Annotated in this window: 22 protein-coding genes; 15 read left to right on the top strand and 7 right to left on the bottom strand. The window is 32.3% G+C overall.

Annotated elements, in window-relative coordinates; all coding sequences use genetic code 11:
- Positions 1-23: 23 nt before the first annotated feature.
- The 3 genes from GM3709_RS13770 to GM3709_RS13760 form a co-directional block, all read right to left on the bottom strand.
- Entirely contained in the window at positions 24-1,349 is a 1,326-nt protein-coding gene (locus GM3709_RS13770; RefSeq protein WP_066120362.1) for a recombinase family protein, read from the bottom strand.
- A gap of 240 nt (positions 1,350-1,589) precedes the next feature.
- The gene (locus GM3709_RS13765) at positions 1,590-2,183 is read right to left on the bottom strand and encodes a ParA family protein (protein WP_066120359.1); all 594 of its coding nucleotides are present in this window, start codon (positions 2,181-2,183) and stop codon (positions 1,590-1,592) included.
- Positions 2,184-2,351: 168 nt separating this feature from the next.
- Positions 2,352-3,668: an ABC transporter substrate-binding protein gene (locus GM3709_RS13760; RefSeq protein ID WP_066120356.1), complete on the bottom strand. Its 1,317-nt coding sequence runs from the start codon at positions 3,666-3,668 to the stop codon at positions 2,352-2,354.
- Between the two features lie 249 nt (positions 3,669-3,917).
- On the opposite strand from GM3709_RS13760, the gene GM3709_RS13755 reads away from it, so the two are divergent.
- Positions 3,918-4,463: a DUF3124 domain-containing protein gene (locus GM3709_RS13755; RefSeq protein ID WP_066120353.1), complete on the top strand. Its 546-nt coding sequence runs from the start codon at positions 3,918-3,920 to the stop codon at positions 4,461-4,463.
- A 185-nt stretch (positions 4,464-4,648) separates the two neighbouring features.
- Here the strand turns inward: GM3709_RS13755 and GM3709_RS13750 are convergent, their stop codons facing one another.
- From GM3709_RS13750 to GM3709_RS13740, 3 genes are all read right to left on the bottom strand, one after another.
- A complete protein-coding gene (locus tag GM3709_RS13750; protein ID WP_066120350.1) occupies positions 4,649-5,041 on the bottom strand; it encodes a hypothetical protein in 393 nt (130 codons plus the stop codon).
- 68 nt (positions 5,042-5,109) lie between these two features.
- The gene (locus GM3709_RS13745; RefSeq protein WP_066120347.1) at positions 5,110-5,679 is read right to left on the bottom strand and encodes a DUF3611 family protein; all 570 of its coding nucleotides are present in this window, start codon (positions 5,677-5,679) and stop codon (positions 5,110-5,112) included.
- Between the two features lie 273 nt (positions 5,680-5,952).
- Positions 5,953-6,894: an isoaspartyl peptidase/L-asparaginase gene (locus tag GM3709_RS13740; protein ID WP_066120344.1), complete on the bottom strand. Its 942-nt coding sequence runs from the start codon at positions 6,892-6,894 to the stop codon at positions 5,953-5,955.
- Positions 6,895-7,188: 294 nt separating this feature from the next.
- Here GM3709_RS13740 and GM3709_RS13735 point away from each other — a divergent pair, with 294 nt between their 5' ends.
- The 6 genes from GM3709_RS13735 (at position 7,189) to GM3709_RS13710 (ending at position 12,752) form a co-directional block, all read left to right on the top strand.
- Positions 7,189-7,494 (top strand): 2Fe-2S iron-sulfur cluster-binding protein, encoded by a 306-nt coding sequence (locus tag GM3709_RS13735; protein WP_066120341.1) that lies wholly within the window; start codon positions 7,189-7,191, stop codon positions 7,492-7,494.
- A 383-nt stretch (positions 7,495-7,877) separates the two neighbouring features.
- Positions 7,878-8,234 carry a single-stranded DNA-binding protein gene (locus tag GM3709_RS13730; protein WP_066120338.1) on the top strand — a complete coding sequence of 119 codons (357 nt, stop codon included), beginning with the start codon at positions 7,878-7,880 and terminating at the stop codon, positions 8,232-8,234.
- A gap of 6 nt (positions 8,235-8,240) precedes the next feature.
- Entirely contained in the window at positions 8,241-9,383 is a 1,143-nt protein-coding gene (locus GM3709_RS13725; protein ID WP_066120334.1) for a glycosyltransferase, read from the top strand.
- Positions 9,384-9,655: 272 nt separating this feature from the next.
- Positions 9,656-11,473: a bifunctional diguanylate cyclase/phosphodiesterase gene (locus tag GM3709_RS13720; RefSeq protein WP_066120331.1), complete on the top strand. Its 1,818-nt coding sequence runs from the start codon at positions 9,656-9,658 to the stop codon at positions 11,471-11,473.
- A gap of 351 nt (positions 11,474-11,824) precedes the next feature.
- Entirely contained in the window at positions 11,825-12,118 is a 294-nt protein-coding gene (locus GM3709_RS13715; protein ID WP_066120328.1) for a ferredoxin, read from the top strand.
- 136 nt (positions 12,119-12,254) lie between these two features.
- Positions 12,255-12,752, top strand: coding sequence for an HNH endonuclease (locus GM3709_RS13710; RefSeq protein WP_066120325.1), 498 nt, complete (start codon positions 12,255-12,257; stop codon positions 12,750-12,752).
- Between the two features lie 81 nt (positions 12,753-12,833).
- On the opposite strand, the gene GM3709_RS13705 is transcribed toward GM3709_RS13710, so the two are convergent.
- Complete coding sequence (locus GM3709_RS13705) at positions 12,834-13,958, bottom strand: hypothetical protein (RefSeq protein ID WP_066120322.1); 1,125 nt, start codon at positions 13,956-13,958, stop codon at positions 12,834-12,836.
- Between the two features lie 570 nt (positions 13,959-14,528).
- Here GM3709_RS13705 and rpmG point away from each other — a divergent pair.
- The 8 genes from rpmG (at position 14,529) to uvrC (ending at position 21,400) form a co-directional block, all read left to right on the top strand.
- The gene (gene rpmG, locus GM3709_RS13700; protein ID WP_066120319.1) at positions 14,529-14,723 is read left to right on the top strand and encodes a 50S ribosomal protein L33; all 195 of its coding nucleotides are present in this window, start codon (positions 14,529-14,531) and stop codon (positions 14,721-14,723) included.
- A gap of 49 nt (positions 14,724-14,772) precedes the next feature.
- A complete protein-coding gene (rpsR, locus tag GM3709_RS13695; RefSeq protein WP_066120316.1) occupies positions 14,773-14,988 on the top strand; it encodes a 30S ribosomal protein S18 in 216 nt (71 codons plus the stop codon).
- A gap of 142 nt (positions 14,989-15,130) precedes the next feature.
- Positions 15,131-16,306 (top strand): M20 family metallopeptidase, encoded by a 1,176-nt coding sequence (locus GM3709_RS13690; protein ID WP_066120313.1) that lies wholly within the window; start codon positions 15,131-15,133, stop codon positions 16,304-16,306.
- Between the two features lie 98 nt (positions 16,307-16,404).
- Positions 16,405-17,472, top strand: coding sequence for a phospho-N-acetylmuramoyl-pentapeptide-transferase (mraY, locus tag GM3709_RS13685; protein ID WP_066120310.1), 1,068 nt, complete (start codon positions 16,405-16,407; stop codon positions 17,470-17,472).
- Between the two features lie 306 nt (positions 17,473-17,778).
- Complete coding sequence (locus tag GM3709_RS13680) at positions 17,779-18,570, top strand: TIGR04255 family protein (protein WP_066120307.1); 792 nt, start codon at positions 17,779-17,781, stop codon at positions 18,568-18,570.
- Positions 18,533-18,850, top strand: a complete 318-nt coding sequence (locus tag GM3709_RS13675) for a hypothetical protein (RefSeq protein WP_066120304.1) — start codon at positions 18,533-18,535, stop codon at positions 18,848-18,850. Before GM3709_RS13680 ends, GM3709_RS13675 begins: the two co-directional genes overlap by 38 nt.
- Before the next feature lie 18 nt (positions 18,851-18,868).
- Positions 18,869-19,498, top strand: a complete 630-nt coding sequence (locus tag GM3709_RS13670; protein WP_066120301.1) for a hypothetical protein — start codon at positions 18,869-18,871, stop codon at positions 19,496-19,498.
- Positions 19,499-19,582: 84 nt separating this feature from the next.
- Positions 19,583-21,400, top strand: a complete 1,818-nt coding sequence (uvrC, locus tag GM3709_RS13665) for an excinuclease ABC subunit UvrC (protein WP_066120299.1) — start codon at positions 19,583-19,585, stop codon at positions 21,398-21,400.
- Positions 21,401-21,664: the final 264 nt, after the last annotated feature.

The raw sequence follows: 21,664 nt of genomic DNA, 5'->3' as shown, positions 1-21,664 counted from the left end.
TGTTTTATCGATCGAATTTCCCATCAGAGAGCAGAAAAAACAAAATTTAATATTATTTCCCAATTTTTATTAATACTATTAGCAGGGATAATTTTTATTATTTTGATAAATTCTCGTAAGTAAAAACGGCATTCTGCTGGTGATAAATCATACCAAAATTGAGGATTAGATAAAGCTAAGGAAATTTTAGGTAAATTATCTGGTGGTAATTGAGCTATTTTTTGTTTTAATTGGGCTATTTCTAGCTTAATTTTATAACTTCTAATATTAGCAGTTTCTTCATCAAAAATGTTTTCTTGAATTAATTTAGGTATTTGAGTTAAGATATTCTCTTTATCTTCTATTTTTTTTTCTAAAGTAGTCTGTATAAATTGTGGATTTGGAGCATTAAGATTTTTTGTTAATAAAGGTAATTGCTCACAAATTTTATTAATTGTTTTTTCAAAAACTTGATTATATTTAAGAGCTTTACAGGGAGATTCTTCTGAACATTGAGTAGGAATTAAGTATAAGTATTTGTCTTGATATTTTTTTTTATTTATTTGAGTTATTCTAAAAGATGATTGACATTTTTGACATTTAATCAATCCAGCTAAGGCATAATTAGCTGAAGCACTACGAGGTTTAACAAGACGATGACTTCTTAAAATTCGATCGATCTGAGCTGATTCTTCTCTGGTAAGAATAGGTGTATGAGTATCAGAGATAATTTCTTTGTTTTTATAAGCTAAATCTCCTCGATAAATAGGATTTGTTAACCAATAACGAGCAGTGGATAAGGCAATTTTTTTATTAAATTTTTCCGCTAAATATCTAACACTATCCCCCAAAGAAGCGTATAATAAAAAACGATCGAAAAATGCTTTAACGATTGGTGCGGTTGCTCTATTGATAATATAACTATCTTTTCCCCTTAAATAACCAAATGGTGCTTTACCCGGAGGAGGTAAAATTTTTAGTCTATTATTACCGTGAGATTTTTCTAATTTTTTACTATGAATTTTTCTATTTATTTCTTCCCAAATATTAACTAATTTTTCTTTAGTTTTACTATCTTTAATGAGCTTAAATTTGTTACTATTATAGTCTTCTTCAATGGAAATAATTTCTATGTTTAAGACTTCAATTTGAAAAATTATTTGAGTAACTTCTGTTAAGTTATTACCAAACTCACATAAACTACGAATTAATAAATAATTAGGGCTAGATTTTTGACAATCTTTAAGCAAATTTGTTAATTCTTGTCTATCACCTATATCTTGATAAACTCGATCGACTTCACAACCCCAAATAAAAGAATTGGGAATTTTATCTATAATGGGATCAGTATAAGTATAGGCAATAATCAAGGGAAAATATTATTATTAAATAACTACAATATTAAAGTATAAATTCATTAGTCGCTTTAGCCGAATTATGCGATTAGCTCTGAAATTAATTATTACAAAGATAAACCTATTTAGAGATTTTCTCCATCAATCACCTTACAATAAATCGCGTTGCGTTGCGAGGCACGAAGCAGTCACAAGCTTTATAATAGAAGTTTGCTTGCTAAAGCAACTTTAATTTATCACAAACTTATTTAAAGATTAATTATTTAGGATTTCTTTACCGACATTTTCATATTGTTTCCATGCTTGTTTTGCTCGACTATCACTGTAATCTTTAACAGTTTTACCATTTTGAGAGGCTTTTTCAAAGGCAATTAATAAAGGTATTTCTGCTTTAAATAAAGGTAAATTTTTCCCTTCTAAAAATTTCTTAGCAGTACGACTATTGACAGTTCTTGAATCAACTTTTGTCAAGAGAATTTTATAATTATTAACATTATGTTTTTTCAACATTTCTACAGCTTTAACCGTGGCATCTAAATCGAGATGATTTGGAGTTGTGGGAATGATAATTAAATTATTTCCTGTGGCTAAATCTATCAACTCCACTTCTTCAGGGCCTGCTTTCATATCCGTTACAATATGTTGATGTTGAGGAATCAACGCCGCCGAACCTGCCTGAGATGCTACATTAAAAGAGAGATTTTCTTCTCTCGCCCAAACCAATGCAGAACGATTACGATCGGCATCTATTAATAAAGTAGGTCGATCAGTTTGTAAATAACTACACAAATGTATGGCTGTAGTTGTTTTTCCTACGCCACCTTTTAAAGAAGCAATTGCAATTAACATGATAGTAAATATTTAAAATTTATTGATTAAAAAAACATTAAACCCTTATAGGATAAATTAGGTACGTTAAAAAATAGTATAATATAATAAAAATATAGTCAAAGCCCCCCTAATATTTACTTTATAAATAATTAGTTCTTAATCGTTAATTATCTATTTCTTTGTTTATTAATTGCTCACTAAAGGTAGAACTTTGTCGATTATTTTTAAACTACCATCAGGATTAACTTCCCAAACATCATAAACCCCAATAACATCGCCATTTTCGTCAATATCGACATTACCACTAGCACCCTGATAATTGATTTTCTCCCCTTTACGTAACAATTCCATTCCTTGACAAGGGTCTGTAACTTCTGTGCCTTCACCACTCGCTATTTCTCGAATCTTATTTTTAATTCCTTCCCCCGTATTAGTGCCTGATGCCTCTGCGGCCAACATTAATAAAACGGTTGCATCCCATGTATGAGGAACAAAAGCAGTTATTTCTTTTCCGCTACTCTTTTCTTTCCATAAAGTCGTAAATTCTTCCAAAGCCTTACCATCCGCTCCCGGTACTGTACCCAACGCACCTGCAAGAATCGAAGTACCATCTGCGGTTTTTCCTGCTTGTTTAGTAAAATCTTCTGAATAGACTCCATCGGTTAATAACACCGTGACACCTTTACTTAAACCTTGTTTAAAGGCCGCTTGTAATAATAAGCTACCCGTTTCAGCATACAAAACCGCCGCTACCGCATCGGGTTGATTTGCAAATGCCGCAGCCGCTTCACTATCTAACGTTGTTGCTTTGGGATCATAACGTACGGGTTTATCTTTATTCAAAATATTCCCTCCTGCCGTAGTAAAAGCGTTAACAAATTGTCCCTCAAAAGCTACTCCATAATCGTTATTAATTACCACCGTAGAGACGTTTTTAAAACCTTGTTTCTCTGCTAAGGCCGCTAAGGCTTGGGCTTGATAGGTGTCGGGGGGTGCTGTTCTTGCCCAAAATCCGTTAAATTCCCCTTTTTTTGCTCGATCGGTGAATATTGGGCTTGTGCTACCCGGAGAAATCATCATCACATTATTTCTAACAGCGACATCTAATGCGGCCGTGGAAACACTACTGGCAAAAGAACCCACGACTCCTGCCACTTTATCAACTTCTGTTAATTTAGTAATAGCCGCAGTTCCAGCAACGGGATCAGTTTGATCATCTTCTTTAACGAGAGTAACAGGTTTACCATTCACCCCTCCACAAGCATTAATGGTATCTACAGCTAATTGAGCGGCAATGGGCATATTTTGCCCGATCGAGGATAAATCGCCCGTAATGGGGAATAATGCGCCTAATTTTAAGCCTTCACTATCTGATGAGGTATCAGGGTTTTCTGTATTATTTGTTGGAGTATCTTCTGTTGTGCCAAACAATCCACATCCAGTAGTTAACCAATTGATACTAATTAATAAACTTAAAAATATTTTAATTTGACTGTTTTTCATTGTATTTTCTTATGGTGACATGAGTTTAAGATAAAATCATACCTTATCTTTCCAAATTTATAGCGTTTAAGATTTACTATTATTCGATCGATTTATAGAAATCTGATAATAATAATGATTTTAATTTTTATATACCATAATTTTAAAATTTTCCCAAATCTTCATCGAGGAGAAAGACTTTTTAGTTTATTTTATTTATAATGAAGGTAAATTTTTGATTATCAAGAAAATTAATGAATAATTGAATAAATGAGCAAAAAATATTTATTATCTTTGTTATTATTAATCTGTATTATTTTGTTTGGTTGTCAGGATAATCAAACTTTAGATAATTCTCAAATTCTTTTGGAAAATAATGGTATTCCAGTCAATACGGAATCTGTTAACTTATCCGTGGATTTTAAACCCATAATGGGACAAATTATTTATCTTCCTATATATTCTAATATTTATCATTCCAATCAGCGCAGAATCCATAATTTAGGAATTACAGTTACTTTTCACAATACAGATTTGAAAAATTCAATTATCATTAAATCTATTAAATATTATGATACTAAAGGTAATTTAATTGAAGATTATTTAACTTCTTCTGTTAGTTTAAAACCTCTCGCTTCTACCAATTTTTATATTGAAGATAATGATACTAGAGGCGGAGTGGGTGCTAATTTTCTGATTGAATGGGTAGCTGATAAAAAAGTATCTAATCCGATCGCTGAATCTGTTATGGTTAGTACTGCTAGTACTCAAGGAATTTCTTTTACCAGTCAAGGACGAGTTATCAAAGAATTTTGATGGAAAATAAATAATATTAGTTCTTTCACTTTGAGTGTGATAAATTATGTTTAAAAAAGGTATTTGGTAGTAGGTGAAATTAAATTAAAACTGTTAATTTATAACAATGACATTTTTGAAATGATTAAGACTATATTTAGCTAATAACTAATAACTGACTACTAATTTAACATTATATTTAGCTATTATTTTCGATCGATTACCCAATGATAAAGCCAATTTTTTTTTCCTTGTTGACGAATTTTGCTCACCTGTTGACTAAGATAATATTTTTGTTTATCTGAGAGTCCTCCCCGAAGAATATAGCTGCTTTGCCAAACTAAAACGGATACAGCCAAACCCACACAAAAACTTAATCCAAGCCCCGCCCAAGGATTAAATTCTAATCCTAAACGAATCGCTGACCATGTACAATAATCTTGACACAAAGAAATCGTTTCTCTTAATTGCCAAAGTCCCCAAGGAACAATCAAAACCCATAAAATAGCTACAACTATCCATCTACCATATAACATTAATCGATGTAGATTTTCTATTTCTTTATTAGATACTAATTCTCTATCAATATTGTTAGTCATTAAGATAAATTTCGATCGTTTAAATTAGCAAATTTCACTAAATAATACCTGAGTTCGATTCAATTTCTTTAGGTACTAATGCGACTAATTAAAATTAAAGAAGTTACAATACCAGCAAAATGAGCACCAATAGTATTTGTATTCGCTTGAATAATTAACAAATCAAGAGGATTGACAAACTGCTGAGGATTAGAACCAATTAACTGAGGAGAAAGGGTTAAGGATTTCGCTAAAGCTAAACCAACTAAAGTTTCTGCTCCAATAATAGCAAAAAGCATTCCCACTAAATTAAATACTAAACCGAATTGAATTAAGCGTATGGTTTCCGATTTTTTCGGACGCATAGCAGGATCTCGATTCTCAATTTTTTTGCCAATTTTTCCGTAACGGTAGCAAATTACCAGAGATGTAATTAATAAGACAATACTTATGAATGCTGAAAAAATACCAAATTGTACCCCTTGAAGATTTTGTTTACTTTCGGATAAAGCAGGGATAGAAAATAGTAGGGTGACAGTGGAAATAATACCTAAAATAAGCTGTAACCAAAAACTCCAAAATCCCCATCTTTGTAAATTTTTGGAGACTTTTTGCACTGCTGGAGGTAAAGAGGGTGCTAGTTCTGATTCTCTAGTCATGGGTTAATATTAATTGATAATTGGTAATTGATAATTGTTAATTGTAGATTATTAATTAACCTGAGTTCGATGTAAGAATCTTTAATATGGGTATGTTTTAGCCATGATAGTTTTAGGTTTTAGGTTAATTTTTCAATTTTCGTTCAATTATTTAATGAAATTAATCGAGTGGAAAATCAATTATTAATAGTTTTTTCTCAATTCTTTACCTAATACCTAACACCTGATACCTAACACCTTATCTTCACCAATAAATTTTATATCGAACTGAGGTTAATTATTTGCTATTCCTACGAGATTATCATCATCCCATTCTAAGCAATCGCTGATATTTTTTCCATCGTGATAAGCAGCCAATAATACTTCGCTTGTTTTTCCCCATACGATATTACCATGTCGATCGAGTGCGATCGCACCTAAATCTCGTTTATTTTTATTTGCTTCTATCATGGATTTTTTCATCGCATCTTCCAAAGATAAACCATCCCCAGTACGAATAACCACTTTAGCCGCTAAACATTCATCAATAATATCCTCTCCAATTCCCGTACAACTCACTCCTGCGTAAACATTAGCATAATTTCCGGCCGGCATCGCTGAATCACTAACCCTACCGATTCTTTCTAAACCCTTTCCTCCCGTAGAAGTTCCAGCACTAATTCTTCCTTGAGTATCTAAAGCTACAACTCCGATCGTCCCCCGTCTAGCTTCATTTTCTGCTACAACACCGGCCATTTTTTTTGTAAAGTTTTCTTTTCTTTCCTCCATCCATTCATGTAATCTTAAATCTGTCAATGGATCATATATTGGAGAATTTAACTCTCGCAATAATTCAGTACTACCATAATCTGATAAAATTCGATCGTCTTCATTTTGTAGTCTTTGAGCCAGATTAATGGGATTTTTTACCCTAGAAACATTAATTACACCGCTAAAACGTTGTTTTTCTCCATCCATTAAAGACGCACTCATTCTAATCTGACCATCGGATTGTAATACAGATCCCGTTCCAGCGTTAAAACGAGGATTATCTTCCAACAATTGACACCCTCTAACAACTGCTTCCGTCGCACTTTTTCCCTCTAATAAAAGTTGATATACTTCACTAACAATATCGTGTAAAGATTGACGCACCACTTGTAATCCCCCTTTTCCCTTCAGAGAACTACCCGCACCACCATGTATAATTAATTTTGGCTCAATAATATTGGACATACTCTTTAAAATAACTTATCAGCTTTTTATTGTAACGTGAGTTAGAGAGAAGAAAATTTCACAACTCGTAATTGTTGATTAAGCTAAAACGCATTCCAAGGTTATAATTTGAGCATTTCAAAAACTTCTCTTGCCTGTTACCTTTTGCCTACCCTCAACATTCTACTTAGATACGTCTGAGCTTATCTATTGTAAAGATTGCTTAATAATGTCACCGTAGTTGAAAATTAAGTGAACAATGAAGATTAAGATAAAAATAAACTGTTTTGATAAATAAAAAATATAAATATAGCAATGGCAAACACTTATAAAGTTCAATTGATTAATCAGGAAAAAGGTATTGATAATGTAATTGAAGTAGGTGCAGATGAATATATTTTAGATTCTGCTGAAAGACAGGGATTTAATTTGCCTTATTCTTGTCGTGCAGGAGTCTGTGTAAGTTGTACAGGACGATTAATACAAGGTAGTGTAAACCATGATTATGATTTTTTAAAGGCAAAAGAAATCGAAGCGGGTTTTTTTCTTACCTGTAAAGCCTATGCTACCTCTGATTGTGTTATCGAAACTCATCAAGAAGATGCCTTATTAGACTTGTAAACAGCAAACGGATTAAACCTGAGAGAGCTTAAAATTTATGGGTGAAGGTAGCTTTTAGCTCTTAGCGGTTAGCTTTTAGCCTTTTTTCCATTAAAGAATAAGTAATCAATTAGTAATGTTGACAAGAAATTTAACTTAACAATAGCTGATGGCTACTTTTTCGACAATATTTTTACTAAGACAGGGAAAGGTAATTAGAATAAATAATGGAAATAAATCAATTTCTGATAGTTTTGAATCAATTATTATTACTTTTCCCTATTCTCTGTTTCCTATTCCTTTTTTTCTCGATAATTTTATGGTTAACTGAGGTTAAATTAACTGTCCAAGTGTTTGTTAGTTATGATAAACTAGAGTAGCTAGTACATTTATACGTTAAAACTATGACTTTAAATATAGTACACTTAGTCGGTAGAGCTGGTTCTAATCCTGAAATTCGTTATTTTGATAGCGGTAAAATTCTGTGTAAGTTTAATATTGCCGTTAATCGTCGTAAAAAAGATGAACAACCTGATTGGTTTGAATTGGAAATTTGGGATAAAACCGCAGAAATTGCCGCCAATTATGTCAAAAAAGGTAGTTTAGTCGGGATTCAAGGTTCTCTTAAAATTGATACATGGAACGATCGAAATAGTGGAGATAAACGTAGTAAACCTTTAATAAGAGTTAATAATCTTGATTTATTGGGGTCTAAACGGGATAATGAAAACAATAGTAATAGTGGTGGAGATGAGTTTTAAATATACATGAAAATTGCTCTGGTTCATGAATGGCTAACCCCAAAAGCCACAGGAGGTTCGGAATTAGTTGTTAAGGAGATTTTAGGTTTTATTGATGCTGAAATATTTGCCCTTATCGACTTTGAATCGACAAATCCCCAAAGTTATTTGTACCAGAGAAAGATTCACACTACTTTTTTACAACATTTTCCCTTTAGTGGTAATGGGGTACAAAAATATTTACCCTTGTTGCCCCTTGCCATCGAACAATTAAACCTAACTCAATACGATGTAATTCTTTCTTCCTCCCATGCCGTAGCTAAAGGGGTTATTACTTGTCCAGATCAGTTACATATTTGTTACTCTCATACCCCCATGCGTTATGCTTGGGACTTAACTTTTGATTATCTCGATCGAAGTAAACTAGGAAAGGGAATACAAGGAATCATCGCCCGTTATATCCTACATCGTCTCAGACAATGGGACGTTACTTCCTCTAATCAAGTGGACTATTTTATCGCCAACTCTCATCACACAGCCCGTAGAATTTGGCGTTGTTATCGTCGGGAAGCAAAAGTAATTTATCCCCCAGTACAAGTACAAGAGTTTCCTTTTCAACCACAAAAATCGGAATACTATATTACTATTTCTCGTTTAGTCAGTTATAAAAAAATTTCTCTGATTGTCAAAGCCTTTAATACTTTAGGAAAACCCCTTGTTGTTATCGGTGACGGTGAAGAAATGAAACAAATAAAAGCCATTGCGAAAGAGAATATAACCCTTCTGGGTTCGGTAGATGATGATACCTTAAAACAATATTTGTCTAATGCTAAAGCCTTTGTCTATGCCGCCTGTGAAGATTTTGGTATTGCGATCGTCGAAGCTCAAGCCTGTGGCACTCCTGTTATAGCTTACAATGCTGGTGGTGCGATGGAAACAGTAATAGATATTCGGAAAGATCAAGAAAATGGTACCGGAGTTCTTTTTTCTCCTCAAACAGTGGAAGGTTTAATAAAAGGAATAGAAACCTTTGTTGAGTTAGAGAATCAGATTAATTCCGAAAAATGCCGTCTCCAAGCACAAAAATTTAGTGCAGAAGTCTTTAAACAATCTTATTTAAACTTTTTTGACTACTGTTGTCAAAATTTCGATCGACGATGTGAAAGATAAAATCTGTAATCGAGTTATACTTAGCACAGGAATAATTTGATATTTATGAGTACTGTTAAGGCCATTTCCAAGAAAGAATTTACCCATCTTCTTTATAATTTCCTCTTTGTGTTTTGGGGGCTAGGGGGATTTAGCAGGTATATTTATTATTAGAAATCACCTAAGAAGAAAGTTTCTTAATATTTGCCTTATATTTCACAGAAAATGATAGTATGGTGAAATCCTGACAAGAATATTAAGCCAGTGAACTTTATCTAAGATAAAAGAATAATATGGTTTTAGACAGACATTTCTCCCATTCCGATGTTGTACAAGGTGACACCAAAACCTCTCCATTTCTAATTAGCGAAAAATTATCTAATGGTTATATAAACAATAATGAAGAACAGATTACTTTATTAGCCGCCGCAGTTCATAGCGCCCATGATTCGATCGTCATTACCACCACAGAATTAGACTATCCAGGGCCAGAAATTGTGTTTGTTAATAAGGCATTCAGTCAAATGACTGGTTATCAACCTTCAGAGATTATCGGTAAAACTCCTCGCATTTTACAAGGGCCAAATACCGATCGCAAAGTATTTAAAAATCTCAAGACGTTATTGAGAAATGGTCAAGTATTTTTTGGCGAAGCAATTAACTATCGTAAAGATGGAACAGAATTTTACAATCAATGGCATATCGAACCAATCACCAATAGTGAAGGAGAATTAACCCATTATTTAGCGATTCAAAGAGATGTTACCGATAAAATTAATACTCGAAAAAAATTAATTTATGATGCTTTTCATGATTCTTTAACAGGATTACATAATAGAGCATGGTTTTTAGAGGAATTACAAAATTGCTTGAAGAAAGCCAATGAGTATCAAGATTATGTTTTCGCTCTATTATTTTTAGATTTAGATGGTTTTAAATTAATTAATGATAGTTTAGGGCATTCTGTGGGAGATATTTTTTTACAAGATGTAGCTCAAAGAATTACTAATAGTCTTCGAGATCAAGATAAATTAGCTCGTTTAGGAGGAGACGAGTTTACTATTATTATTGATGACGTCAAAGATTTAAGTATCATTTCTGAAATAAGCGATCGTATTCAGAACTCTTTACAACAACCCTTAATAGTTGATTCCCAAGAAATATTTACATCAGGAAGCATCGGAATAACTCTCAGTACAATGGGTTATGAAAGTGGAGAAGAAATGGTAAGAGATGCAGATTTAGCTATGTATCGGGCGAAATCTTTAGGTAAATCTCGATCGGCTATTTTTAATAAAACCATGCACAAAGTAGCCGTTAAAAGACTCAACCTTGAAAATGATTTACGCAAGGCTTTAGAAAAAAAACAATTTGAAACTTATTATCAACCCATTGTAAATGTAGCAGATCAAAGTATTGTCGGTTTTGAGTCTTTATTGCGTTGGCATCATCCAGAACAAGGCTTTATCTCCCCCGTAGGATTTATTCCTTTGGCAGAAGAAACAGGACTAATTGTAGAAATAGGAGAATGGGTTTTACATCAGGCTTGTATTCAATCAAGTCTTTGGAAAAATTTAATACCTTTTCATTCTTTCTTTATCAACGTTAATCTTTCTCCTAGGCAATTTAAACAATCTAATTTAGTTCAAAAAGTAGAAGAAATTTTGCAACAAACTCAGTGCGATCGTCATTTAATTAAATTAGAAATAACTGAAAGTGCGATTCTCGAAACTGATAATAAAGCAGATACAATGTTGAATCAATTAAAAGAATTAGGGATTAAACTATGTATCGATGATTTTGGGACAGGTTATTCTTCTCTGAGTCGTTTATATCAATTACCTATTGACATCCTCAAAATAGATGCCTGTTTCATTCGTGCCATCGGCAAACATGAAAAAAAGGAAAAAATATTAGAAAGCATTGTTAATTTAGCCCATAACTTAGACATGGAAGTAGTAGCAGAAGGAGTCGAGACAGAAATACAATTCCAGAAAGTAAAACAAAATCAGTGTGAATATGTACAAGGTTATCTTTTTGGCCGTCCGACAACCAGTGATGAGATTGAAAAGTTACTCCGTAAAAAATACTTAACAGAATTGCTGAGTTAGGATAAGGGTTTTTATTAAAAATCAGTAATTTATATTTTTCTCGTCTTTCTTAATTTCTAAGATTATAAGTAAATTTAATAGGTATAATTAACAGATTTTGTTTCTTTGTCAATTCTTAAGAAGGGCGAAAAACCTTAACTATCAAGTATAATAAAAAATATAAATGTTTTTAAACTCTAATTTAGGTTAAACTTATAATATAAGCAAAATTTATTATAAAGAAGATAAACAATTTCATTTCTAATGTGTAAATCATTATTGGCATTTATACTTTACTATTCATATTAGACTTGCTTAAATATAGTGAGTAACATTTAGTTTTTTGTAAATTACAAATCAAAAGGAAAAAACATGGCAACTTATAACGTAACTTTAGTAACTGAAGACGGCGAACAAACGATCGAAGTACCCGATGATGAGTATATCCTTGACGTTGCTGAAGAACAAGGTCTTGATTTACCTTACTCTTGTCGTGCCGGTGCTTGTTCTACCTGTGCTGGTAAAATCGTCTCTGGTACTGTAGATCAATCCGATCAATCTTTCTTAGATGATGATCAAATTGAAGCGGGATATGTTTTAACCTGTGTAGCTTATCCTACCTCTGACTGTAAAATCGAAACCCACAAAGAAGAAGAGTTATATTAATTAACCTTTTTCCTTTCTTGTTAGGAGGAGGATATAAAGTTTTTTTCCTTTATTTTTCTAACTCCTAACTCCTATTTTGTCAATTCTTAATAATTTATGTTAGTATCAGCAATAAATTATTGAAAGTAATACTTTTATGGGTAAGGTTTTAGTCTTAAATGCTTCCTATGAACCGCTAAATATTACTAACTGGAAACGGGCGGTTATTTTATTAATAAAAGGTAAAGCTGAACAATTAGAACATCATAACGCATTCATTTGTCAAACTTTTCCCCTTCCTTCTGTTATTAGGTTACGTCACTATGTCAAAATACCCTACAAAGACATTCCCTTAACTAGACGTAATGTTTTTGAAAGAGATAAAAATGCTTGTCAATATTGTAATTATAAAGGGGATCAACTAACCTTAGATCATGTTATACCTCGATCGAGAGGTGGAGGAGATACTTGGGAAAATCTCGTAGCCGCTTGTGTTCGTTGCAATATAAAAAAGGGAAATCGTACCCCAAAAGAAGCCCAAATGCCTTTACATCAACAACCGAGGAAACCTTATAGTAGTCTTCATTTTGAGATTGCTAAGTGTACCAGAGACAATCATAATAACGAATGGCGCAAATATGTGATTGGTATTTAAGAAATAAAGTATAGATAATTGACGATTAACAATAATTTTTGGTCGTTATAATATAATCCAAGAATTAATTAACGAATAGTTTTAAAAACGAGCTACAAGACTTAAGTTAACCGGATTAACATCATAATATCCTGCAACTACATAATTATTTGGCAAAGCACAAATTAAGCTATCTTGAGGGCCATAAATAAAAACTAAATCTAGGGTATTATCACATTGTACTTGAGTCAAACCGTAGCTATCAAATAAATTAAAACCCGGAGTATTGTCGCTAATAGTAACGTAGTCAGATGAGTTATTAGAGTAAATTATTCCAGTACTTACACGAGTGTTTGATGTTGGTACTCCAAAAGAACCCCAAAAACCGCCACCCCAAAAACCATAATTAGGAGACCATATTACTCCTCCATTCCATCCCCAATTATTCCAATGCGATCGAGGATTGATGATTATATAGCGATTCGGAGTATTAATATTTCTGCGGTTAATTCGATTATTGATCCGATAACGATCGAAATTGCGATTACGGCGATAATTATTAACTCCATAAGGATAACTGCCATTTTTTACTCGATCGTAGTCGATAGGACGATTATTGTGACGAGTTCGATCATGATTGCGATTATAGTTAGAACTATTTACTCCACGGCGAGAATTGCTATTTCTAATCTGATCATAATCAATGTTCGTATCATGTATTCGATTTCGATCGTAACTGCGATTATAAGGAGACTTATTAACTCCCCGATGATAATTAACATTACGGGTAGGATTTCGATCAGAGTTGCGATGATGATGATTTACTTTACCTTTATTAACTCTATCCCGATTATTAACTCTATCCCGATTATTAACTCTATCCCGATTATTAACTCTATCCCGATTATTAACTCTATCTCGATTATTAACTCTATCCCGATTATTAACTCTATCTCGATTATTAACTCTATCTCGATTATTAACTCTATCTCGATCGATCTCAGATCGATTTACATTAACATTCTTCCCACGATTAATATTTCGTGATGAACTAGGACGATTACGAGAACGAGAATTGACATTTTGTCTTACCGAATTTTGCCGACTGCGAGTCTTTTGGGCGATCGAATTAGATAATAAGTCATCCCTAGCCAATATGGGAGACAAATTAACCATAAAAGGAAAAATTAAAGATAAAACTAAACTAAGAAAAATTGTAGGCTTCATTTTATAACCTCTGTGAAATATCTGAAAGAATAGGGTTATAGACTATATAATCAAAAAAATTTTTATCCCAACATCTTTCGGACTTTGACAAAAATAGTTTTTTCCACCTCCCAACCTTTAAGTATGGGAGTCCTGTTTGTTCTTACCCCCAGAATTAGGGGTACAAGGGGACTGATACGTAAATCCTGATCTTCTAAAACATCGTTAAATTTTAAATTTATTGTAGCTTTGTTCTCATGACAATTAACTTTCTCTCATTATAAACATTTTTCCTCAAAGTCACTTATTCAAGTCATTTTCAACAATCTACAATTATCAATTGGTAATGAAGACTTCTGTTAAGCTAAAATCCATAAAAGTTGCATAGTTTAATATTCGTAAAAATTGATAAATCCATTTTAGGAGTTTTAAAATCAATTCTTGTCACTTTTCGCTCTTGCCTTTTCCCAAATCCGCTTTCGTCAACGAGAATTACTGAAATTTCAGAAACCCCCTTGTCAAAAATAAGGTTATTATAGGATAATAATAGATTGTGTATAAAATTACTGTTATAGTAACTGAGCTAAAAAAATGGCAAGTAAAAAAGGTGTCCGTTTAATCATCACTCTTGAATGCACCGAGTGTCGTACTAATACTGATAAACGTTCTAATGGTGTTTCTCGTTATACTACCATGAAAAATAGACGTAATACCACTGGCAGAATGGAATTAAAAAAATTCTGTACTCATTGCAATAAACACACTATTCACAAAGAAATTAAATAATTTGATTTCTTAATGTTTTCAAAGTAAAATATAGATTAAAATATAGATTATGGCTTATTTTCGTAAAAGATTATCTCCTATTGCCCCAAGTCAACCCATTGACTATAAAGATGTAGAACTTCTACATAAATTTATTACCGAAAGAGGTAAAATGCTTCCTCGTCGTATTACTGGCTTAACTGCTCGTCAACAAAGAGACTTAACTACAGCAGTTAAACAGGCTCGTTTAGTCGCTTTATTACCTTTTGTCAACGTTGAAGGGTAATGGATAATGAACAATTAACAATGAACAATTAACACTTACAAATAATATCACTCATTTTTTTCATTTCCTTAAAAGCTAAAGCTCGAACTCCAGTGATTTTGAATACTATATACTTGATAATAAACTGTGATTAATTTAGAGAATGCTTAATAAGATTAAGGATTTAGCGACAGATTTAGCACCAAGATTGATTGAAATTCGTCGTCATTTTCATGCTCATCCAGAGTTAAGTGGACAGGAACATCAAACAGCGGCCTATGTGGCGGGGGTTTTGTCTTCTTGTGGGCTAATGGTAAAGGAGGGAGTAGGAAAAACAGGCGTAATTGGTGAGTTGAAAGGTAATGGGATGAGTAATCTTTATCTGGGGATTCGCACGGATATGGATGCGTTACCAATTCAAGAGGCGAGTCCATTAGAATTTGCATCTAAAGTACCGGGTGTTATGCACGCCTGTGGTCATGATCTACATACAACGATCGGATTGGGTACGGCGATGATATTATCTCAATTAAAGGACGGTTTACCCGGTAATATTCGATTTATTTTTCAACCGGCGGAAGAAATTGCTCAGGGTGCATTGTGGATGGTGGAAGATGGAGCGATGAGAGACATTTCGGCAATTTTTGGAGTTCATGTATTTCCGTCTATTCCTGCTCGTTCTGTGGGCATTCGTTATGGTGCGTTAACTTCGGCTATGGATGATTTAGAGATTATTATTCAAGGAGAAGCTGGTCATGGTGCTCGCCCTCATCAGGCTATTGATGCTATTTGGATTTCCGCACAGGTGATAACATCACTACAACAAGCTATTAGTCGAATGCAAAATCCTTTACATCCTTTAGTTTTAACGATCGGTCAAATTAATGGTGGTATTGCGCCCAATATTATTGCAGATCAAGTAAAAATGGTGGGTACGGTACGATCGCTTAATCCCGAAATTAGAGAAAATCTACCGATATGGATTAAAGGTATTGTGGAGGGGATTTGTAATACTTATGGTGCAAAATGTCAAATTAATTATCGTCATCGTCTCCCTAGTGTGCAAAATGACATGACATTGACAAAAATTATTGAAAAATCGGTTTTAGAAGCTCTTGGAGAAGAACAGGTTATTTCGATTCTTGAACCTTCTTTGGGAGCGGAAGATTTTGCCATTTATTTGGATCATGCTCCGGGTACTATGTTTAGATTAGGTGTGGGGAAAAGTAATCAACATAATTATCCTTTACATCATCCTCGTTTTGAATTAGATGAGTCTTCGATCGTAACGGGGGTTGTAGCGATGGCTTATAGTGCTTATAAGTATTTTAATTGTTAATTATCCTCATAAGAAAAAAATTTTTCATCAACTATTAATTAAGAATGACAAAGGATGATTGATAATTGATAATTGTTAATTGTTAATTTTTAATTGTAATGGAAACTAATTCTTTCTCTGTCAATCGTCTCTTAAATCCTTCAGGATGGTTTTTACTAGGTTTTTTGACTCTCATTTTAACTTTAATTGCTTTCGCATTTTTAGATAATCAAGAAATTCTACCTCTATTTTTAGGCTCGATCGTTAGTGCTATATTTGGTTATATTGTTGTACCTGTTTTACAAAAAATCAAAGCATCTCAAGTTATACAAGAAGATGGCCCTCAAACTCATCTTAAAAAAGCTGGTACTCCCACAATGGGGGGGATTTTCTTCATTCCGACGGCAGTAATTATTGGTTTAATCACAGGAGGATTCACCCATGAGGTTATAGCGGTGGGGTTAGTAACTTTGGCTTATGGGTTTATTGGTTGGATTGATGACTGGCAAATTTTACGGAAAAAAACAAATATGGGTTTAACCCCCAAACAAAAATTAATTTTACAAATTGGTTTTGCGGTGATTTTCTGTATTTGGATGTATCTAAGTCAACCTTCCTCTATTACTAATGTTTATTTACCCTTCAATATCATTTTACCCCTGAGTTTTCTTTTCTGGTTTGTGGCTATTTTTGTTATCGTAGCGGAAAGTAATGCTACTAATTTAACTGACGGAGTTGACGGTTTAGCCGGCGGTACAAGTGCGATCGCATTTTTAGGATTAGGAATTTTAGCCGTAGAAAATCATCCTGACTTACTTGCTTTTTGTTTAGCTATCAGTGGGGGTTGCCTTGGTTTTGTGGTGCATAACCGCAATAAAGCCTCTGTATTTATGGGAGATACTGGTTCATTAGCACTAGGTGCAAGTTTAGCGGCTGTCGGAATTTTGAGTCAAAATTTATGGGCATTATTTATTATTAGTTTATTATTCTTTATTGAGTCCTTATCAGTAATTGCTCAAGTGAGTTATTATAAAGCCACAAAAGATCAGCAAGGGAAAGGAAAAAGACTATTTAAAATGGCGCCAATTCATCATCATTTAGAGTTAAGTGGTTGGACAGAAACTCAAATTGTGGGAGCATTTTATATTATCAATACCATCTTAATTTTATTAGTCATTTGGAATTAGGAATTAAGAATTAAAAGAGTTATCAAAATTTTTTTCGTTTAATTCAGGGTTAGGGTTAGTCACAGATTAGCAGTTAAAGGCTGATAAAAATTAATTACGATTAAAGGTATTTTACAAGGGTGGCTAGTAACTTAAGATAGAATTAAGTTGACAATTTAATAAACTTGACAGCAAATTATAGTACAAAAAACTATTGTATGTCTAGTTATGATTAAGCACAACCAACCGCTATAATAATTGAATTTAAAATCAAATTAAAACCTATTTCAATTATTCTCTCGTAATCATTTAGCCAATAAAACTTAGATGGACTTACCTAAATCAGAACGTGTAATTTATAAACGTAACCCCTTAATCGAGGTTGTGTGTCAATTACGCTATCCACCTATACTTAAGGTTAATTCTGAGCCTGTTGATTTTCAAGAGGCAATTCGAGATGAATATCCTTATTATGAAGTTAATAAACCGCAATTACCATCAGATTTTAATAAAATTATTCAACAAACAGGATTTCCTTTCCCTAATGAAGAAATGGGACATCTGTTTAAATCTGAAGATGAAAAATGGTTATTAACTTTAACCAAAGATTTTCTAGCTTTAAAAACTTTAGATTACGAACGTTATGATACTTTTAAACAGCAACTTAAAAAAATCATTAATATTTTTCAAGAAATTTATAAACCCTCTTTTTATTCTCGGATTGGTTTTAGATACCAAGATTTAATTATTCGTTCTAAATTAGACTTAGAAAATGTACAATGGGCTGAATTAATTAGTCCTAATATAGCTTCAGAATTAGCTAATTCTGCTATAAAAAACTCAATCAAAAATATAGCCAAAAATTTAGTTTTAGAAAATGACTATGGATTAGTTAGCTTTAGACATGGTTTTGTTGAGGTTACTAATCAAGAAGAAAATAACAAAGAAATAGGTTATTTATTAGACGCAGATTTTTTTACTCAAGAAAAGGAGAAAACTGATGAGAGTATTTGGCAACCCCTCGACTACTTTAACGAGTCAGCTAGACATCTGTTTCGATGGAGTATCACAGACAGACTCCATGAAGTCATGCAACCCCAACCCCCTGAATCCCTTTAAAATAAAACCTTTACAATTTGGTAATAATGAGAATAGTTTTACTTGGGCTAATTTATCACCAGAAAAGCAAGAGTTATTTATTAAATGTGTGTGGATTATTAAACGTCTTTCTGACGATGCTATAGAAGAAGCTAATGAAAATTTAGAAGGAATTATTGATTTTTATTCAGAAGATTTAACTGATAATTATCAAACATCTTTACCAACTTATCAGACAACTATTAAAGGGAAAATTTTACCTCCTAAAATACGTCCTTCTTTAGTATTAGATGATTTTTAAATTAAATAAATAATAGTAATGGATAAAGATAAACCATCTATTTATAAACCTTCTCAAACAGAATCTCCTCTTAGACAAGGAGAGATTTTAACTAATATTACTCAATTTAGACCCACTAATTTTGATGATAAATCTTTAGAAAATACAGAATTTCAGCCTATTATTCATCCTTTTGCTATTATTGTGACTCAAGATTGTGACTTAGATTGGGATTACAAAGCTAGATTTAATGATAATAATCAAAATAAAGAAATATCTAATCCTAAATTACTTAATTCAATTATTTTATGTGAAATAGATACAGCTAGAAATATAAGAAATACTAAAGATATAACAGGTAAAAACTTTTTAAATAGTGATGAATGGAAGTTAGTAAATTCTCATCGTCACGAGAGGTTTTATTTTTTTGAAAAAGTACTTAATAGTTGTGAATTAGAAAAAGAAGGGTTACCCGAATTAACGGCAGATTTTAAGAAAGTATTTGGTATCACTCCTGAGTTTCTTTATCATCAAATAAAATTAGGAAATATTAAAAGAAGATGTGTTTTAGTTAGTCCTTATTTAGAACATTTTTCTAAGCGATATTCTAATTTTCATAGTAGAATTGCTTTACCGAAACAATATGAAAGTGAAAAAGAAAATTCTTAAAGTAATTTTATCTCAATTTAAAAAATACTTTGCTCATTATCCGCTTCATTATTAAAGATTAATCCTCCAATATCTAAAAACTTTATGATAGAAAATTTATCTACAATTTTACAAAATTTACCTTCAGATTCTGGGGTTTATTTTATGAAGGATAAAGATGGTAATATTCTTTATATTGGTAAAGCTAAAATACTAAAAAATAGAATTAAATCTTATTTTAATTCCAGTCAAAAACATAGTAATAGAATTGCTTTAATGGTACAGCAAATTCGAGATATTGAGTTTATTGTCACCGACACCGAAGTAGAGGCTTTAGCTTTAGAAGCTAATTTAATTAAACAACATCAACCTCATTTTAATGTTCTTTTAAAAGATGATAAAAAATACCCTTATATTTGTATAACATGGTCTGAAGATTATCCTCGAATTTTTATTACTCGTAAACGACGATTAAGTAGTAAACTCGATCGATATTATGGCCCTTATGTAGATAGTAAAGGATTAAGAGAAACTCTTGATATTATTAAGAGTACTTTCCCCCTTAGACAACGATCGAAACCCTTATATAAAAATCGTCCTTGTTTAAATTATGATATGGGAAAATGCCCCGGAGTTTGTCAACATTTAATTACCTCAGAAGATTATCGAGAAATTATCAATAAAATTGCTTTAATTTTTCAGGGAAGAATTGATGAATTGCTCCAACAATTAGGGCAAAAAATGGAAAATTGTGCAGTAAATTTAGAATTTGAAAAAGCAGGTAAATATCGAGATCAAATCCGCAGTTTACAACAATTATTTACCACTCAAAAAGTGGCTTTATCCGATGATACCATATCTAGAGATGCGATCGCACTAGCCCAAGACGAGAATCATACTTGTATTCAACTATTCCAGATTCGGGCAGGGCGTTTAATAAGTCGATTAGGGTTTTTTACTGATAATAATAAAAATGATGATAAAGGAGAGATTTTACAACGGGTATTAGAAGAACATTATCACAATATTGATGCGGTAGAAATCCCATCAGAAATATTAGTTCAATATAAATTATCTCAAGAGGAAATATTAACAAATTGGCTAAAGGTTAAAAAAGGTAAAAAAGTTAATATTATTACTCCTCAAAAGCAACAAAAAGCAGAGTTAATTTCAATGGTAGAAAGAAACGCACAAATTGAGTTAGAAAGAAGCCAAAAATTTACTCAAACTAATTTACAAGAAATGGAAGATTTAGCGAAAATTTTAGATTTGCCAATTTTTCCTAGACGAATAGAAGGTTATGATATATCTCATATACAAGGTTCAAATGCCGTCGCTTCAAGAGTGGTTTTTATTAATGGTTTACCAGCAAAACAATATTATCGCCATTATAAAATAAAAAATCCCGATATAAAAATTGGTCATTCTGACGATTTTGCTTCCCTTCAAGAAATTATTAAAAGACGATTTTCTAGTCAAGAAGAATATCCCGATTTAGTAATGATTGATGGTGGAAAAGGACAACTTTCTTCTGTGTGTAAAGTCTTAGAAGAAATGAATTTATTACCTAAAATTAACATCATTAGTTTAGCTAAAAAAAGAGAAGAAATTTTTATCCTTAATCAATCTCAACCTTTATCGACTGATAAAGAACAAATAGGGGTACAATTATTAAGAAGATTAAGAGATGAAGCTCATCGTTTTGCTGTTAGTTTCCATCGTCAACAGAGATTAAAAGCTAGTCGTAGATCGATTTTAGACGATATTTCGGGGTTAGGATTTGAGCGTCAAAAATTATTATTATCTCACTTTCACTCGATCGACTATATTAGAGAAGCAACTGTTAGACAACTGCAAGAAGTGTCAGGAATTGGAGATAATTTAGCTCAAAATATTTATAACTATTTTCATCCTCATTCCTAAAATTATTTAGTTTTGAATCTATTGTTTAATATTAATTAATACCTTGGTGAATTTGCCCGATTATTTCAATTTCAATTTCTAACCAATTACCCCTGAGCGTTATTAATTTTACTCCTTGGATAGAATTTGAAGGAGAACTATTTTTAATTAGAAATTAGGTAACTCTAGCTAAACCATTTACAATGGCATTAGGAGCATTAATTATTCAACAAAAATTGAATCTAACCGAATTAGTTTGGCATTTGTTTATTATGTATATTGCCT

The organism is Geminocystis sp. NIES-3709 (assembly GCF_001548115.1).
In the GTDB taxonomy this organism is placed as follows: domain Bacteria; phylum Cyanobacteriota; class Cyanobacteriia; order Cyanobacteriales; family Cyanobacteriaceae; genus Geminocystis.
Note: the sequence above shows the minus strand (reverse complement) of the source record. Positions and strands in the feature narration are given on the sequence as shown.